Annotated in this window: 11 protein-coding genes; 6 read left to right on the top strand and 5 right to left on the bottom strand. The window is 64.8% G+C overall.

Annotated elements, in window-relative coordinates; translation table 11 throughout:
• Positions 1-57: 57 nt before the first annotated feature.
• The 6 genes from HPO_RS18660 (at position 58) to HPO_RS18635 (ending at position 13,542) form a co-directional block, all read left to right on the top strand.
• Positions 58-1,035 (top strand): phosphopantetheine-binding protein, encoded by a 978-nt coding sequence (locus tag HPO_RS18660; protein ID WP_035602449.1) that lies wholly within the window; start codon positions 58-60, stop codon positions 1,033-1,035.
• Positions 1,036-1,169: 134 nt separating this feature from the next.
• Positions 1,170-2,453, top strand: a complete 1,284-nt coding sequence (locus HPO_RS20085; RefSeq protein WP_051612826.1) for an SDR family NAD(P)-dependent oxidoreductase — start codon at positions 1,170-1,172, stop codon at positions 2,451-2,453.
• Positions 2,450-8,524 carry a beta-ketoacyl synthase N-terminal-like domain-containing protein gene (locus HPO_RS21140; protein ID WP_051612825.1) on the top strand — a complete coding sequence of 2,025 codons (6,075 nt, stop codon included), beginning with the start codon at positions 2,450-2,452 and terminating at the stop codon, positions 8,522-8,524. Before HPO_RS20085 ends, HPO_RS21140 begins: the two co-directional genes overlap by 4 nt.
• Positions 8,525-9,261: 737 nt before the next feature.
• Positions 9,262-10,434, top strand: a complete 1,173-nt coding sequence (locus HPO_RS18645; RefSeq protein ID WP_035602445.1) for an OmpA family protein — start codon at positions 9,262-9,264, stop codon at positions 10,432-10,434.
• Between the two features lie 43 nt (positions 10,435-10,477).
• Positions 10,478-12,247, top strand: a complete 1,770-nt coding sequence (locus HPO_RS20080; protein ID WP_051612824.1) for a hypothetical protein — start codon at positions 10,478-10,480, stop codon at positions 12,245-12,247.
• Between the two features lie 95 nt (positions 12,248-12,342).
• On the top strand, positions 12,343-13,542 hold the full coding sequence (locus tag HPO_RS18635) for a CaiB/BaiF CoA transferase family protein (RefSeq protein WP_035602442.1): 1,200 nt from the start codon (positions 12,343-12,345) through the stop codon (positions 13,540-13,542).
• A gap of 59 nt (positions 13,543-13,601) precedes the next feature.
• Here HPO_RS18635 and HPO_RS18630 read toward each other — a convergent pair whose 3' ends face one another.
• From HPO_RS18630 to HPO_RS18610, 5 genes are all read right to left on the bottom strand, one after another.
• Positions 13,602-14,399, bottom strand: coding sequence for a crotonase/enoyl-CoA hydratase family protein (locus HPO_RS18630; RefSeq protein WP_035602439.1), 798 nt, complete (start codon positions 14,397-14,399; stop codon positions 13,602-13,604).
• A gap of 26 nt (positions 14,400-14,425) precedes the next feature.
• Entirely contained in the window at positions 14,426-15,226 is an 801-nt protein-coding gene (locus HPO_RS18625) for a TIGR03084 family metal-binding protein (protein WP_035602436.1), read from the bottom strand.
• Between the two features lie 3 nt (positions 15,227-15,229).
• Complete coding sequence (gene mmsB / locus HPO_RS18620) at positions 15,230-16,120, bottom strand: 3-hydroxyisobutyrate dehydrogenase (protein WP_035602433.1); 891 nt, start codon at positions 16,118-16,120, stop codon at positions 15,230-15,232.
• A 27-nt stretch (positions 16,121-16,147) separates the two neighbouring features.
• Positions 16,148-16,924, bottom strand: coding sequence for an enoyl-CoA hydratase-related protein (locus tag HPO_RS18615; protein WP_035602430.1), 777 nt, complete (start codon positions 16,922-16,924; stop codon positions 16,148-16,150).
• 4 nt (positions 16,925-16,928) lie between these two features.
• On the bottom strand, positions 16,929-17,540 hold a 612-nt coding region (locus HPO_RS18610), incomplete at its 5' end, for an aldehyde dehydrogenase family protein (RefSeq protein WP_035602426.1).

Raw genomic sequence — 17,540 nt, 5'->3', positions numbered from 1 at the left:
CCCCCCCCCCCCTCCCAGCCAGTTGCCGCCGCTTCTCCAGAAAGGATTTCGACGTCCATGCCTGATCTGCCCCGCCCGACCGATCCTTCCCAGCTTCCGGCACCCGCGTCTCACCCCTTCGCCGCCCCCGCCAGCGCCATAGAGCGCATCTGGCATGAGGTTTCCCAGCGCCATCAGGATTACCTGCAGACCACCGCTGCTGCCCACACGGCCTATCTGAACGCAGCCGCTGCCCTGCTCGGCGGCGCCCAGATTCCGCAGGCCACGCTCCCCCTTCCGGCGCCCGCCCCCGCCCTGCCGCCACCCGCCGCGCCAGCGCCTCAAGCTGCGGCTGCGCCTTCCCCGGCGCCGGCACGCCCCGCTGAAATCAACATCGCGCCCGCCCCTGCCGCTGCCAAACCGTACACGAACGGGGCTGCCGCGCCGCAGGCCCCAGCCCCGAAACCACAACCCGCGCCTGCGCCAGCCATCCCTGCGCCCGCAAAAACGGCTGCCGGCCCAGACCCCATCGCCCTGGTCCGCGCAATCATCTCCGAAAAGACGGGCTACCCCGAAGACATGCTCGAGATCGACATGGACCTTGAAGGCGAACTTGGCGTCGACTCCATCAAGCAGGTCGAAATCCTCTCCACCCTGCGCGACCGTGTTCCGGAACTGCCGGAAATCGACCCGGAGAAACTCGTCGAACTGCGCACCATCGCCGCCATCGCCGCCATGCTCGGCAGCGCCCCGGCACCGGCAACCGCGCCCGTTGCGCAGACTGCTGCCCAGGCACCCGCCGCAGCCCCTGCTGCCCAGGCCGGCAATGGCGTCACGGTCGCCGTCGTCCGGTCCCTGATCGCCGAAAAGACCGGCTATCCCGATGATATACTCGAAGAGGACATGGACCTTGAAGGCGAACTCGGCGTCGATTCCATCAAGCAGGTGGAAATCCTTTCCGCTCTGCGCGACCGGTATCCCTCGCTGCCGGAAGTCGATCCGGAAGACATTGCCGAGCTGCGCACCATCCGGAAGATCGCCGATTTTTTTGCCTGAGGGATGGCGGGCCGGCTCCCGCCGCCCCCCGTCCCGCGCCGCCTGAACCCGTCCTGCCAGCCTACACGTGCGAGGTGCGCCCTGCCCGTTGGGAACCCGTCCTGACCCCGTCGCGTCAGGCGCTGCCCTCGTCTGTGGAGGTTACCCTTGCAGAGCCCGCCGCCGCGCACGCCCTGCAGACCGGTCTTGCCGCCGCAGGTATACTGGCCACCCTGGTTCAGGCCCCCAGCGGCGGCGCGCACACTATTCTGTTTACGGAAGGCCTTGCCGCCACGCCGATGACGGCGCGCCACTGGGCCGCCCTCGCCGCGTCGCGCTCCGCCCGCAGGCCCGGCGCGCAGCTCATCTTCCTTCAGACACTCTCCGCCGATAGCGGCCTTGAAGGGCTCGCGCGCACCCTGCGGCGTGAATGGCCGGATGTGGCCGCCGCCTGCTGGACGCTGATCGAAAACATATCCGGCGATGTCCTCGCCGGCTGGCTTGCCCACGGCGCTGAAGACCTCTGGCTTTCGCCTGACGGCACCGCCCGCCGCGCTGCGCTCGGCCCGTTCATCGCGCCGCGACCCATCCCGCTGTCCGCTCCCGGCCTCTGGCTGGTCACCGGCGGCGCGCGCGGGGTCACCGCCAATTGCGCCATTGAAGTTGCCCGCCAGAGCGGTGGCACCTTCCTACTCGCCGGTCGTTCTGCGGAAACGCCATGGCCGACAGACGTGCCGGAGACTGCCGATCTAAAATCCCTCCGGGGACTGATGGCCTCAGCCGCCGTCAATCGCGGCGAGAAGCCATCTCCCGCCGGGATCGACAAAACCGCCCGCGCCGCCATCGCAGGCATGGAAATTCGCGCCACGCTCGCCGAAATCCGCGCCGCCGGGGCCGAGGCGCATTACCTTCCGATGGATACCTCAGATCCCGTCTCTGTCGAGGCTGCGCTCGCCACAATCCGCCAGCGTTTCGGCGCAATCACAGGCCTCATTCATGGCGCCGGTGTGATTGCAGACCGTCTCGTAGAGGAAAAAACCGAAGCCGAATTCCGCCGTGTCCTCGCCACCAAGGCCGAAGGCCTCTTTCACATCCTCGCGCGCATTGACCGCGCCGCCCTCCGCCATGTCGGTCTCTTCTCCTCAGCATCCGCCTTCTTCGGAAACCGCGGCCAGTCAGACTACGCCATGGCCAATGCCATCCTCGCCAATGCCGGCCGCGCGCTGCAGGCAGAACTGCCCGCCGCACAGGTCAAGGTGTTCGACTGGGGCCCTTGGGAAGGCGGGATGGTGGATGCCACCCTTGCCAGCCACTTCAAACAACAGGGCGTCCCTCTTATTCCGCTCACGGAAGGCGCCCGCATCTTTGCCCATGAACTCCTCGCCGGAGACCCCGCCGATGTCGAACTCGTGGTCGGCACAGTCTGGAGCGACACATGAGCCGGTTTGAACCCATCGCCATCGTCGGGGAAGGCTGCGTCCTGCCGGGCGCTGCCTCCCCGGAGGCGCTCTGGAACATCGTTGCGGAAAAACGCGTCGTCACCCAGCGCGTCTCGCCTGCCCGCCTCGCCCTGGCTGATCGCGGCGCTGCCAATCCCGCCTGGGTTTCCGGCCTTGTGGATGAAGCGCCCGGCGCATCAGATGCGCTCGATCCTGTCTGCCGCTGGCCGTTACAGGCGGTCCGCGACGCCTGGAGCAATGCCGCCACAGAGCACATTGCGCCTGAGCGCCGCGCCGTCATCCTGGCAAACCTGCTTTACCCGAGCCGGGCCAAGGCCGATTATGCCGCCGATATCTGGCGCGATGGCCGCACAGATCGTCCCCTCACCGATACTTTGAACTCCGGCTATCCGGCCCGCCTCATCGCAGACGCCATTGGCGCCACCGGTCCCGTCCTTGCGCTCGACGCCGCTTGCGCCTCCTCGCTCTACGCCCTCGAAATCGCCTGCCGCAAACTCGCCGCCCACCAGATCGACATTGCCGCCGTCGCCGGCGTCAACGCCGCTGACAATCTCATCCTCCATATCGGCTTCAGCGCCCTGAAGGCGCTCAGCCCCACAGGCCGCTCACGCCCCTTCATCGAAGGCGCAGACGGCCTCGTCCCGTCTGAAGGCGCCGCCGCCGTCATCCTCAAGCGGCTATCGGATGTGAAGAAGGGCGAAACGGTCCACGGTGTCATTCGCGGCATCGGTCTCTCGAATGATGGCCGCCGCAAGGGCCTTCTCGCGCCAGACGCCACCGGCCAGGCCGAAGCCATGCGCCGCGCCTATGCTGGCGGGGACATTGATCCTGACACGGTTCAGTTCCTCGAATGCCATGCCACCGGCACCCCTGTGGGTGACGGCGTGGAGGTCGCCTCCTCCGCCAGCATCTTCGGCGCGCGCCGCCTTCCCGCCGGTTCGCTCAAGGCCAATACCGGTCACCTGATCACCGTCGCCGGCCTCGCCAGCGTGCTGAAACTCACGGCCGCGATGCGCCGCGAAACGCTTCCCGCGATGCCGCTGGACGGCAAGCTGCTGCCGGCCCTCGCCGGTGACGGCCTCACCCCCCTTGCTGATCCCGAACCCTGGCACCGCGCCAATGCCCCCCGCCGCGCCGCCATCAGCAATTTCGGCTTCGGCGGCAACAATTCCCACCTCATCCTCGAACAGCACGAACCCCGCACCCGCGCCGTCAAGGGCGCGAGCCTCCCACCGCTCCCGGAGGCAGACGACATCGTCATCTGCGGCATCGGCCTGCTCGCCGGGCCGGATCGCGGCGAACGCGCCGTCCTCCGCCGTCTGATGAGCGCCCCGCTCCAGGCCGCGCCCGCGACTGCCGAAGTTGCCGCAGATCCCGTCCGCGCCCGCACCCCGCCTGCAGATCTCCTGCGCGCTGAGCCCCAGCAGCTTGCCATCTTTGAAGTAGCGACCCTGGCGCTGGAAGGCATCGCCCGCCCCGCGCCGGAAGCCTGCGGCGTGTTCACCGGTGTCGCCTCCGCCAATGACAGCGCCCGCTGGCTGCTGCGTGAGCGGGTCGCCTCCGAAAGCAGCGTCCCACCAGAAGCGCTTAGCGCCATCGCCCCGCCCCTCGTCGCCGCCGATGTCCTTGGCGCCATGGCCAACATGACGGCCAACCGCCTCACAGTGTCGGAAGATTTCCGGGGCCGGGGCTTCGCCATCGCCGCAGACGAAGCCTCAGGCCTCGCCGCTCTGGACACCGCCTGTGACGCGCTCCGCCAAGGCACGCTCGATCTCGCCATCGTCGCGGCGGCAGACTTTGCCACCGAAACCGTCACCGTCTCCCACATGAATGCGCGCCCGGCTGATCTCGCCGCCGCCCTCGTCCTCAAACGCCGCAAGGACGCTGAAGCCGCGGGCGACCCCATCCTCGGCACGGTCAGCGCCCTCACCTGGTCCCCCGCCAAAACCCCAGCCTCCCCCACGCTCACAGAGGCAGCTTATGGCAGCGCGCCGGTCGCAGACGCCCTCTTCGACCTTGCCGCCCGCCTCGCCCTTGCTGCGCGCGGCCTCGCGCCAGACGCCACCGAAACCATCGCCGCGCCCTGCCTCGCCGATCCTGTCCCGCCCCTCACCGTCAGCGCCGGCGCCGTCTCCGCCACGCTCACCCCCGCCCCCGTCCGCCCCTCGCCGGACATACTGCGCCCCACGCCGCATCTCTTCTGGGCTGCTGCCGCCAGCCGCGCCGCCCTCGGCAAAAAGCTCACCACCGGCAAAACCGGCGGCAAGGGTAAACACCGTATCGCCCTCCTCGCCGCCGATACCGACAAGCTCCGTGAACTGTCAGATACCGCCGCCACTGCCCTCGCCGCAGACATCGCCCCCAAAGGCGATGGCATCTTTTATGGCCAGGGCGACCCCGACGGCGAACTTGCCTTCGCCTTCACGGGTTCCGCCGCCTCCTACCCCCGCATGGGGCGCGGCCTCCTCGCGGCTTTCCCGGAAGTCGCCGCAAAGCTCGCCGGCATCCCCGCCGCGCAGGCGATGACGCCTCTGCTCGCCAAATCCAGCCTCACCGAGTTCGAACAGCTCTGCGCCGTCAGCCTGCTGACCCAAGCCCATGCCATCCTCCTGCGCGAGGTGCTTGGCCTCCAGCCCACGGCCGCCCTCGGCCTGTCGCTCGGCGAAAGCAACGCCCTCTTCGCCTTCGGCTACTGGAAGGACATGGGCGCCCTGCTGGAAGACATCTCCAATGCCGCCATGTACGAACGCCATCTCGGCGGAGACTTCGAAACGGCGAAAGAAGCCTGGGGCCCGAACGTGCCCACAGACTGGACCAACTGGCGCCTGCGCGCCCCCATCGGTCAGGTGCGCAAGGCCGCCGCCGCCCACCCGAATGTAGAGATCACGATCATCTATTCGGATATGGACTCGATGATCGGTGGCCCGGCGGATGCCTGCCGCGCGGTCGCCGAATCCCTCGGCAAGGGCGCCGGCGCGTTGATGCACCAGCATCTCATCGTCCATGCCAGCGCCATGGCCCCCTTCGCGGAGAAATGGCGCGAGCTTCATACCCGCCCCGTCTCCCGCGTTGAAAACGGCCCCCGCCTCTACGCCAACGCCATCAACGCCGCCTACGCGCCCAGCAAGGCCAGGGTGGCTGACATGCTCACCCGCCAGGCCGTCACCACGGTCGATTTCCCCGCCACCGTCCGCCAGGCCTGGGAAGACGGTGTGCGGACTTTCGTGGAACTCGGCCCCCGCGACTCCCTCACCCAGTCCATCCGCCTCACCCTGAAAGACAAGCCCCATCTTGCCATCGCGGCGGACGAGATCGAGAGCGCAGACCTCGCCCAGATCGCCCGTCTCGCCGCCACCCTCTTCGCCGCTGGCCATCCCATCCGTATCGAGATGGTCGCAGGTCGCCTCGACGCGGCCCGCGCCCACCCCTGGCCCGCGCCCAAACCGCCCACCGTCACCCGCCCAGCGAAATACGCGCCTCCCAAAGTACCCCCACGCGCGAAACCCGCTGCTCCCGCAAACTCAACCGGCGCCGTCATCCCGCCCGCGCCCACGCTTCCCGCGCCGGTCTACACCCGCCTCGCCCCCCGGCCTGCTCCCTCTTCTGGCCCGATCCCCTTCCCGCCCCCGCCGGGCACCCGCCAGCCAGCCCCTTCACAAGGTGTCACCCAGCCCCCGCCCACCAGCATCGTCTCCGGCCGCCAGCCCCTCGCCAAGCGCGCGCCCAGCGGCAAGGCATGGGACCGCCCAGCCATCGAAGCGGCCTCGCGCGGCCCCATGTCCGCCTTCTTCGGCGAGGCGTTCGCCGCGCAGGATCAGTACGCCCGCAATGTCCGCCTGCCTGCCCCGCCCCTGCTGCTGGTAGACCGGATCACCGGCATCGACGCGGCCCCGCTCGTCGATGGCAAGGGCGTCATCTGGACCGAGACGGACCTCACCGCCGATCACTGGATGATGCAGAATGGCCGCATCCGCCCCGGCCCGCTGATCGAGTGCGGACAGGCAGACCTCACCCTCATCGGCTGGATGGGCGCAGACCTGCGCAACAGGGATGAGCGTGTCTACCGGCTTCTCGGCTGCGAGATCACCTTCCATGAAGGCGGCCTCCCTGAGGCGGGCGACACGCTGAAATTCCAGATCGAGATCACCCAGCACGCCACCTTTGCTGGTGTACGGATGTTCTTCTTCCAGTATGACTGTGAAGCAGGTGGCCGCCGCGCCTTTTCCGTGCGCCAGGGTCAGGCAGGCTTCTTCACAGATCAGGAACTCGCCTCCGGCAAGGGTGTCGTGTGGGACGCCGCCAGCGAGCCGCCGCCCACCGCCAGCCCCGCGCCCATCGAAACCGCGCGCGCCAGCGCAAAGCGCGCCTTCCACGCTGACGACGTCTCCGCCTTCCGCCGGGGCGACGCCTTCGCCTGTTTCGGCCCCGGCTTCGAATTTTGCGCCGCCCATTCCTTCCCGCCGCATCTGCCAAACGGCAATCTCTCCTTCTTTGATGATGTACCCGAATTTGATCCGCAGGGCGGCCCCTGGAAGCGCGGCTATCTGAAGGCCCGCGCCGCCACGCCGAAAGACGCATGGTTCTATGAGGGCCATTTCCATAACGATCCCTGCATGCCGGGCACGCTGATGGCTGAAGCGGCCGTCCAGGCGCTGGAGTTTTATGCCGCCGCCCTCGGCCTCACGCAGGAACGCGATGGTTACGTCTTCGAGCCTGTGCCCGGTGAAACAGCCAAATTCATCTGCCGGGGTCAGGTCATTCCGGATACGGATCACGAGATCACCTATGAAGTTTTCATTGATGAAGTGATCGAGGGCGAAACGCCCAAAGTCTTCGCCGCCCTGCTGGCGCGCAGCGATGGGAAAAAGGTGTTTTACTGCCCCCGCTTCGGGGTACAGCTGCGCCGCCAATGGCCTGCCCCGCGCGTCTCGCCTTTGCCCATCCGCACAGGCCCGCAGAAGGAAAGCCGGGGCGACTATGCTGCCCTGCTCGACTGCGCCAATGGCGCGCCTTCCTCCGCCTTCGGAGAAATGTACCGCCGCTTCGATACGGAAGGCAAAGTCCCCCGCCTGCCCCAGCCGCCCTATCATATGATGTCGCGCGTCGTCGCCGCCACGGACCGTCCCGGCGTGCGCCGCCCCGGCGCCACCATCTCTGCGGAATACGACATCCCGCCCGACGCCTGGTATTTCGCAGATAACAAGAACGGGGAGATGCCCTTCTCCGTCCTCTCCGAAATCGTGCTCCAGCCTTGCGGCTGGCTCGCCAGCCATTGTGGCTTTGCGCTGGATGGTGGCGATCGCTTCCGGAACCTTGAAGGCGATGGCCGCGTCTATCGCACCCTCAGCCCCCGCGATGGCACAATCTGCGTCGACACCACCCTCTCCTCCTTCTCCAAGGTCGGCCCGATGACGATCGTGGCCTTCGATCTGAAAGCCCGCCTCAAGTCAGGTGAGCCGGTGATGGATCTGATGACCCGCTTCGGTTTCTTCCCGGCGCAGGCTCTCGTGCGTCAGGCCGGGCTCGGCGCTGGCCAGGTAGACAAGTCCTGGCTCGAACTTCCCGGTGAGGCCCAGGATCTCACGCCGCGCGATCCCCGGCTCGCCGCCGGCCAGCTTCGCATGCTTGACCGCGTGGACTATTTCGATCCCGCCGGCGGCAAGGCCGGTCTCGGCCTCGCCCGCGCCAGACAGCTCATCGATCCCTATGCCTGGTACTTCAAGGCCCACTTCTTCGGTGATCCAGTTCAGCCCGGCTCTCTCGGCCTTGATGCCCTCGTCCAGCTCCTGATCCGCGCCAGCCTCCTCAAGGGCATCGGCAGCGGCGCCGCCACCCATATCGAAACCCTCGCGGCCGACATGCCGGTGAAATGGTCCTATCGCGGTCAGGTCACGCCGGAGAAGAAAGAGGTCACCACCGTCATGGAGATCGTTGAGGTCTCTGGCGACGCCCGGCGCCGCATCGTCACCGGCCGCGGGTCTCTCTGGTGCGATGGTCTGCGCATCTATGAGGCAAGTCCCATCTCGGTCGCCTTCACCAGCGGGGGCTGATCCGCGCGGCTCGGTGGCCTGTGGATAACCTGTCCGAAACTGTCCGGATTTGTCCGAAAATGTCCGGAAGCTGTCCCGATGTGTGCCCTCCGTGTCCGCGCGTGTCCGCGCGTGTCCGGAAATGGCCCCGGAATGTCACGGGTTTGCCGGCGTTTTTCACGGCCGGCTGCAGGATAGTTTCGTCCGGATACGGCATATCTTCACGCCGCCTGTCCCCGGTTTTGTGCTGTCTAATCTGCAGCGCCTCGGCCCCGCCCGCCAATCCTTATCCCCCATCGCGCCCGCGCCTTATCCGCCGGGGTGGCTAGGCCGGTTAGGCTTGTATCCTCCTTCACCGGCACTTTTTTAGCCCAAATCAGAAAAGGATCACCGCGCATACGAATGAAATGATCCCCGTCCTCCGCCCATCTCCAAGAATTTCCAAGGCCAATACTCTCTGACCACGAATAAGCCTTCAGATATTCTCTCCACAGGCGAAGGAATCGCACGCTCGACTTGCCCCCGCCAGATCTTCCATCATCAAAGACCTCGCCGGCAGCCTCTCACCCCTCCCCAAAAAGGAAGAATAATCGAATTAAAACAAACCTCTGAACTCGGCCGTTTCACGCGCTGACGGTTGCCCGAATATTAATGCCTCGTATTGCCGCTCATGCAGTATTGTGGCTTTACTTCCTGTAGTGTCAGGGGACGGTGAGGCATGATCCATAATCCCGGGTCAGGCCACCAGAGGCGGAAGAATGTCGGTCGACTCCAGCCAGTCGGGTCTCAAAAGCGTGCTATCTGCACGGCGCTACTGCCGCGCTGAAGGCGCGGTATTGCCGTTTCTTCCCTATGGTCTTGTCCCCGTCCTCGGCCTCGCTGCCCTGCTGCTGTTCGGCTGGTTGGTGCTCGCCGTCACTGCAGTTCAGGGCACTGCCCGCGCCGCTGCCGAACGGGCACTGGCCGAGACCGGCGAAGGCTGGGCCAAAGTCCGCGCCTCCGGGCAATGGATCACCGTTGAAGGCAACCCGCCCAGCGCTGAAGCGGGTCAGCGCGCCCTCACCGCCGTGCGCAATGCCACCTCGCAAACCTGGCTCGGCAGTGCCCGCCCGGTCACCCGCGTCACGGCAAACTTCTCCGCCAGCACGCCCGCTCAGGCCAATTCGATCACCACCTCTCCTGCGGTCTCGGCAGATCCCGAATTCCTCTTTCGCCTCACCGCCGGCACCCTCACGCTGAATGGCCATGTCCCCACAGAGGCGCTGAAAACCGCACTCGGAACCCGGGCGGAAAGCCTCAAATCGCCCGGCCATCTACAGGATGTGATCAACCGGATGACGGTCACCAATGGCCCCTCGCCGACGGGCTTTGACACGGTTGCCGAGCGCGGCATCGACACGCTCGCCCAGTGTGAAACCGGCACCGCCAGTTTCTCGGCGCTCACCTTCAATTTCCGCTGCCAGGCCGATGACGATAAGGTCGCAAGCATTGGTGCGGCAGTGAATGCCGGCCTCCCCCTGGGGGCCTTTGGAACCGTGGAAATTCTTCCAATTCAAGCGGTTGCCAGCTGTGAGGAAGAGCTTTCCCACCTTCTGGAAGCTGCCCGTATCGAGTTCACCCCAGGCAGCACGGTGCTGAACGTTGCCAGCGGCCCCGTCCTCGATCTGGCCGCTCGCGCCGCCGCCGACTGTCCCGGCACCCTCCGCGTTGAGGGGCATACGGACAATACCGGCAACCCCGCCTTCAACGACCAGCTCAGCCTGCGCCGGGCCGAAGCCGTCCGCGCCGCCATGATCGCGCGGGGCGTGCCTCCCGAAAGGCTCCTAGCTGCCGGATTTGGCCAAAGCCAGCCCGTCGGCGACAACACCACAGAAGACGGACGTGCCCGTAATCGCCGGATAGAAATACGAATTGTCAGGCCAGACGAATGAGCCGGCTGATGCCCCCTAACGCGCCCACCGGCGGAGAGTGACTATGTGGTTCCTGCTTATCCAGATTTTCTTCTTCATGTGTGTCTCCGCAGCATTGGGGGCCGCTCTCGCCTGGTGGTATCTGCGCCGGCGCTTCATCGATGTGACCGAAACCCATGCCGAACTTACCCGGCAGGTGGAGACAGCCATCGCCGATGGCCGCGCCCTCAAACGCGAGGATGTAGACGCCAGCCTGGCAACGGCGCTGGCCGCTTACCAGCCGCCCCAGCCGGATTTCGAGCCCCTCCAGAGCCGCCTGCTGCTGCTGGAGCAACAGCTTGCCGCGCCCGATCCGGCTCTCGGCTCGATGAAAGACCGGATCGGCACAATCGAACAGGCCGTTTCCACAATCTCCGCTTCCATTGCCTCGCTGCGCAGCATTCACCTCGATGCCATCTCCCAAGGCATCCGCGACGTCGCCCAGCGTGTGGACGGCATCCAGATGCCAGATGTCGACAGCGTCAATGCGCGCGTCACCTCCCTCGCCGAAGCAGTCGCCAGCAATCGGCCAGATCTTGCCCCCCTGCAGGACCGCCTCGGCGCGCTCGAAGCCGCGATTGCCAACTTCCGCATCCCCGAAGTCGACCTCGGCCCCGTCCATAGCGGCCTTGCGCGGCTCGATCTCAGCCTGTCGGAACTTCAGCCGCCCGAAGTCGATCTGCGGCCCATCGAGACCCGCCTGTCCAAGCTGGAAGAGCTTCTCGACACTCTTGATACCAAAGACAATTTCACCGCCCTCGCCGGCGATGTCGCGGTTCTGGCCGCAGAACTTTCCGCCGTCTCCGGCGAAGTTGTGAATGTGGCCGCAGATGTCAGCCGGATGTCCGGCGATGTCACCAAAGTCTCGGGCGATGTTGTCAAAGTCGCAGGAGAAGTCGGCTCTGTCGGCCAGGCAATTGCCCGTATTGAACTCCCCGAAATGCCTGACCTTGACCCGCTCCACAGCCGGCTTGCGGCGCTCGACGCGTCTCTTTCGGACCGTTTCGCCTTGGTGCAGGAACGCATTGCCGCGAACACGCCGCTCAACGATGCCCTGATCGGCACACTGGCCGCCATAGAGTCTGACCTCGAAGTCGTCGCCTCCCGCCGCGGCCCCGATCTGGAGCCGCTGTTTGTTCAACTCGCCTCCCTGGACACTTCCATCGGAACGATCCGCAACGAACTGCGCGGACAAAACAGGTTGGAACCGATCGAGCGCCGCCTGCTCGCCATTCAGGAAGCGGTCCACAATCCGCCGCCGGGCGAAGTCTCTCGCGAGGATCTGACAGCGCTGGAAGACCGGCTGACCTCGATCGAATATGGCATCACGGCCCTGCACCATATGCTCCGCGGCCGCGGAGACAGTGCCCGCTCGGACGCTGCAGACAGCCACCGTCCACGCGTTGAAACGGCAGCGACGGAAGCGCGCCCCACGCCCCGCACAACCCGGTCTCTCCCCACTGCGGAAATGCAGGCTCTGACCAGCCGCCGCGCCGAAGCCATCGCCAAGGCCCGCAAACCCGACGACCAGGCAAACCTGCTGACCCACGCCGCCTTCGGCGAAGGCGATGACCTTGCCCAGATCATCGGTGTTGGCCCCATCCTCACCGAGCTGCTGCATGAAGTGGGCGTGTTCTATTTCTGGCAGATTGCCGAGTGGACGGATGACGACGTGGCCTATGTCGATGAAAAACTGCTGCATTTCAAAGGCAGGATCGAACGGGACGACTGGGTCGGGCAGGCAAAAGAGCTCGCCGAAATGCCCGGCTCTGCCCCCCGCCCGGAAGCCAGCTGAACTGACCTTGCGGAACGGGTTGGCGAGGCAAGCTCCCGCCGCCTAATCTGCCGCCGGAACAAGGCGGCATCGCTACCCATAAGGGAGACCCTATTATGCTCGAAGGCATCCGCGTCATCGAATACGCAACCTACATGGCCGCGCCCGGCGCTGGCTGTATCCTGCGGGACTGGGGCGCCGATGTCGTCAAGATCGAGCCGCCTGGCGGCGATCCCATCCGCCTCTTCTTCCGCACCATTGGCACCGATTATCCCGATAATCCGGTGTTCGATTTCGACAATCGGGGCAAGCAATCAATCATCATCGACACCAGCAAGCCGGAAGGCCAGGCACTCATCCGCGAAATGGTGAAAGACGCCGATGTGTTTCTCACCAATGTTCGCCCCGGCGGCCTTGCCCGCTCCGGGCTGGACTATGACTCGCTCAAACAGCTGAACCCGAAACTCGTTTACTGCTCCCTTTCCGGCTACGGACTTGAAGGTCCGGATGCGGATCGTCCGGGCTTTGACATTGCCAGTTTCTGGAGCCGCACCGGCGTGGCTAACCTGACCATTCCAAAGGGCGGAGAACCCTTCCCTCTGCGGACCGCCTTTGGGGATCACACGACTTCCATCGCGGCCGCCGCAGGCATCTGCGCGGCGCTGGTGGAAGCTCAGCGCACCGGGAATGGCCGCCTCGTTGAAGCCTCCCTCTTCCGCACCGGCCTCTACACCATGGGGTCCGATCTTGCCATCCAGCTTTTCTTTGGCCGCGTTGCTTCCACCAAGGGGCGGCATGAGCAGAACGTCCCCATCTCGAACTTCTATCAGAGCAAGGATGAAAAATGGTTCTGCATCGTGGCCCGGCAGGGCGAGACGGACTGGGCGCCGCTCTGCCGCGTTATCAACCGGCCGGAACTTGCTACCGATCCGCGCTTCAACAATGCCAAAGGTCGGCGCGCGAATAATGCAGAGGTGGTGAACCTTCTCGACGCCGGCTTCGGCGCTTACAAAATGGAGGAATTGGCTGGACGACTGGATGCTGAGTCCATTGCCTGGGCGCCAGTGCAGACTTTGGCTGAGGTTGCAGCCGATCCGCAGGCCCATGCCGCCGGCGCCATTGTTCAGACGCCGAGTTCAAAGGGCGATGGCTCAACTTACGCCTCGCCCGCCTCACCGGTACGCTTCCCTGGCGCAGATGATGGCCCGAAAGGCCCCTCCCCTGCACCGGGAGAACACACACGGCAGGTGCTCACCTCTCTCGGCCGGACCGAGGCCGATATAGAAACGCTCTACAAATCCGGCATTGTCTTCTGATAAAAAAAGGGGGCGCGAGATGACCTCGCGCCCCTTTTGATTTAATCGGTAGACGGTCTTTATTTCCCCTTGAACACAGGTGTCCGCTTCTCAAGGATCGCGTTGACGCCCTCGATGTGGTCATCGGTTTCGTGCATCAGCGCCTGCGACGCGGCCGACAGTTCCATGATGGTATCATAGGAGGCATTCGTCCCGTGCCGCATCAGCGTCTTGGCAAGGCGCAGCGCCTGAGGCGGCTGACCCGCAATCTTCTCCGCCATGGCCATCGCTTCATCCATCAGCTTGTCAGCCGGCACAACGCGGGACACGAGGCCCCATTCTGCTGCCGTCTTCGCATCAATGACGTCGCCCGTGAACAATAGTTCTGCGGCGCGGGAAGAGCCGATCAGGCGCGGCAGCAGCCAGGCGCCGCCATCTCCGGGAATGAGCCCCAGTTTCAGGAACGTCACGCCGAGTTTTGCCGTTTCTGAAGCAATCCGGATATCCGCCATGCAGGCGACATCACAGCCAAGGCCAATCGCTGGACCGTTGATGGCGGAAATCAGCGGCGTTTCCATATTATACAGGGAGCGGACGATCATGTGAATGTTGCGGCGATAGCCTTCGCGGATATCCGCCGGGCTGCCGCCAAACGCGCCCGTCTTTTCCTTCATCGCCTTCACGTCACCGCCCGCAGAGAATGCGCGGCCAGCGCCGGTCAGGACGGCGCAACGGATCTGCGGATCAGCCGCAATCTCGGCGCAGACGGCAGCCACTGCCGGGCCGTCCCCCTCCTGCCCGAGCGCGTTCATCATTTCGGGACGGTTCAGCGTCATCACGGCGATGGGGCCGCGTTTTTCCAACAGCAGAATGGACATGGGCGTTTCCTTTGGCGTTTGCGTGTTCAGTGAGTTTCAGACTTGGCCGTATGCCGGCTGCCCGGCGCGGGCGGCGTTGCGGGCGGCCCGGCGAAGCATTGCGCCTTGGACATCCAGTCAGCCGCCACGGAGCCGGTCACCTTCAGCGAGGTGTCGGCGATGTTGCGTGTCTGGGTGACAACCTGGCAAAACTCCTCGGCCCTGCCTTCAATCCGCTCGGCGTCGCTGGGTGAACCATGCGTCCAGATGGCGCCCGAGGGCGCCGTAAGGACCAGATAAGGCATCTCACCCGGCGGCTTTTCGCGGCGCGTGGCATAGGTCCACCCAAAGGTATTGACGCCGAGGGTTACGATATTGCCGATCCGGTCTTCATTCCGGCGCACGACGCCGAGATGGTCGTAGATTTCCTGTCCATGTGCCCATGTTTCCATCAGGCGCGCTGTGATCGAGGAGCGTGCGCTCATATCCGGTCCGGCCCATTTCAGGCGGGCCTTTGGATCGGCCGACGCAAAACGGTCCGCCGTCTCTTCAAACTGCTTCTCCCACTCGGCCACCAGAGCAAAGCCATCGAGACCGGCCAGCACCTGGCTTTCATAAGCCCGCATGGATTTGCCGGAACTGGCCATCGTCTTCAGATGATGAACCAACTCGGCTTCGTCCGCCAGCTGAAGATAGGCCATCCAGTTCCAGAAGTGCAGATGCTGGAGCACATCATGAATGCCCCAGCCCTTGAACTGCGTCGGCTCGGCATAGCGGATCGGCGCTGTGGCTGAAACCAGCGCGTGCAGCGCCCGGCTTTCGGCCCTGAAATCTTCCGCCTGCTGCATGGCTCAGAGATCCCCCTTGAGGTCTTTCATCACGCCGGAGAAATCGAGGCCATCAAAGCCGCGCTCGGAGAGGTTCTGGTAGATGCTCTCGGCGAGTTCCCCGAGGCGGATGTCAGCGCCCGCCGCCTTGGCAGCGTCCGCGGCCAGATGCAGGTCTTTCAGCATCATCGCGACGGCGAAGCCGGGCTTGTAATCGCGGTTGGCTGGTGACGTCGGCACCGGGCCCGGCGCAGGGCAATAGCTCGTCATCGACCAGCACTGGCCGGAGGAAACAGACGAGATGTTGAAAAAGGTCTGCGCATCAAGACCCAACTTTTCGGCGAGGTTAAACGCCTCGCAGGTGCCAATCATGGAAATGCCGAGCAGCATGTTATTCGCAATCTTCGCCGCCTGGCCGTTCCCTGCCGCGCCGGCATGGAAGATATTCTTGCCCATCCCTTTCAGGATAGGTTCGGCCAGTTCGTAAGCGATTCTGGTTCCGCCCGCCATGAAAGTCAGTGTGCCCGCCTCTGCTGCCGCGGTGCCGCCGGAGACAGGCGCGTCGATCATCATGAAACCCGCCTCTACCGCCTTCTCATGAGCCTCCCGCGCATCGGTGACGGCAATGGTCGAACAGTCGATAAACAGAATGCCTTGCTGGGCATGTTCAGCGACGCCGTCTGCGCCGAAATAGACACCCAGGACATGCTTGCCGGCCGGCAACATCGAGACGACAACATCCACACCGTTCACCGCATCTGCAATCGAGATCGCTGCGCGGGCGCCTCGCTCTGCGGCCGCCGCGACAGCGTCCGCACTCAGATCAAATGCGGCTACCTCATGATGGGCCTTGACCAGGTTGGCGCACATGCCTGCGCCCATATTGCCAAGGCCGATGAAAGCGATCTTCGCCATGATGTATCCTCCTGCAGCGCCAGCTGCTTATTTGTCTTCGAATTTCGCCGCGCGCTTTTCGCTGAACGCGGCCATGCCCTCTTTCTGGTCGGCGGTGCCGAACAGGCCCTGGAACAGGCGGCGCTCGAACTTGACCCCTTCCGTGGTCGGAAGTTCTAGCGCCCGGGCAACCATCTCCTTCGCCGCCATGATCGACGGGATGGAGAAGCCGGCAATCTCGTTGGCGGCAGCCAGCGCCACGTCCATCAGCGTGTCATGCGGCACCACGCGGGAAACGAGCCCGATCCGGTCTGCCTCTGCGCCATCGATCATGCGTCCGGTCAGCACCAGGTCCATGGCTTTCGCCTTGCCCACGGCCTTGGTCAGCCGGATCGATCCGCCCATGCCCGGCGTGACGCCGAGCTTGATCTCGGGCTGGCCGAACTTTGCCTTGTCTGACGCAATGATCATGTCGCACATCATCGCCAGTTCGCAACCGCCACCGAGCGCAAAGCCATTGACCGCCGCGATCACCGGCTTGCGGCAGGCGGCAAAACGGTCCCAGCCGGCGAAATAATCCTCGACATACATGTCGGAGAAAGACTGCGGCTGCATTTCCTTGATGTCGGCGCCTGCGGCAAAGGCCCGGCCCGCACCTGTCAGCACGCTGATGGCGATATCCCTGTTGCGGTCAATCGCCATGAAGCAATCGACAACCTCACGCATGATCTCTGCATTGAGGGCGTTGAGACTATCGGGACGGTTGAGCGTCACGACTGCCACGCGGCCCTTCTGCTCAAACTGGATCGTCTTGTATTCGGTCATCGGATTATCCCATTGTTGGAATGACGAACGCCTGGTCGCCGATATCGCCTTCGGGCCAGCGCTGGGTCACGGTCTTGATCTTGGTGTAGAAGCGCACGCCCTCGGGGCCGTGCTGGTTGGTGTCTCCGAAGGCAGAGCGCTTCCAGCCGCCAAAGGTGTGATACGCCACAGGCACCGGGATCGGCACATTCACGCCCACCATGCCGACATTCACCTGCGCCGCAAACTCGCGCGCGGCGCGGCCATTGGAGGTGAAGATGGCGCATCCGTTCCCATACTGATGGTTTGAAGGCAGCGCGGCGGCCTCTTCCAGCGTTTCCACCCGCATTACTTGCAGCACCGGGCCGAAGATTTCTTCCTGATAGGATTTCATGGACGGCTTCACATTGTCGAACAGGTTCGGGCCGATGAAGTATCCGCCCTCATTGCCCTGCAGCTTGAGCCCGCGGCCGTCCAGCAGAAGGCTCGCGCCCTCATCCACGCCCATCTGGATATAGCTTTCGACCTTCGCCTTGTGCGCGGCGGAAACAACCGGCCCGTAATGAGCTTCAGGATCTGTCGAAACGCCGACTTTGAGCGCGCGGGCAGCCTCAAGCATCCGCTCGACAAACTCGTC

The organism is Hyphomonas polymorpha PS728, from assembly GCF_000685315.1.
GTDB lineage: Bacteria > Pseudomonadota > Alphaproteobacteria > Caulobacterales > Hyphomonadaceae > Hyphomonas > Hyphomonas polymorpha.
This window is presented reverse-complemented; position numbering and strand designations above follow the sequence as displayed.

Bases quoted from the DNA above. Each gene is read 5' to 3' on its own strand.
- mmsB (WP_035602433.1), bottom strand. From the start codon at position 16,120: ATGGCGAAGATCGCTTTCATCGGCCTTGGCAATATGGGCGCAGGCATG.
- HPO_RS18645 (WP_035602445.1), top strand. From the start codon at position 9,262: ATGTCGGTCGACTCCAGCCAGTCGGGTCTCAAAAGCGTGCTATCTGCA.
- HPO_RS18635 (WP_035602442.1), top strand. From the start codon at position 12,343: ATGCTCGAAGGCATCCGCGTCATCGAATACGCAACCTACATGGCCGCG.
- HPO_RS18630 (WP_035602439.1), bottom strand. From the start codon at position 14,399: ATGTCCATTCTGCTGTTGGAAAAACGCGGCCCCATCGCCGTGATGACG.
- HPO_RS18660 (WP_035602449.1), top strand. From the start codon at position 58: ATGCCTGATCTGCCCCGCCCGACCGATCCTTCCCAGCTTCCGGCACCC.
- HPO_RS21140 (WP_051612825.1), top strand. From the start codon at position 2,450: ATGAGCCGGTTTGAACCCATCGCCATCGTCGGGGAAGGCTGCGTCCTG.
- HPO_RS20080 (WP_051612824.1), top strand. From the start codon at position 10,478: ATGTGGTTCCTGCTTATCCAGATTTTCTTCTTCATGTGTGTCTCCGCA.
- HPO_RS18625 (WP_035602436.1), bottom strand. From the start codon at position 15,226: ATGCAGCAGGCGGAAGATTTCAGGGCCGAAAGCCGGGCGCTGCACGCG.
- HPO_RS18615 (WP_035602430.1), bottom strand. From the start codon at position 16,924: ATGACCGAATACAAGACGATCCAGTTTGAGCAGAAGGGCCGCGTGGCA.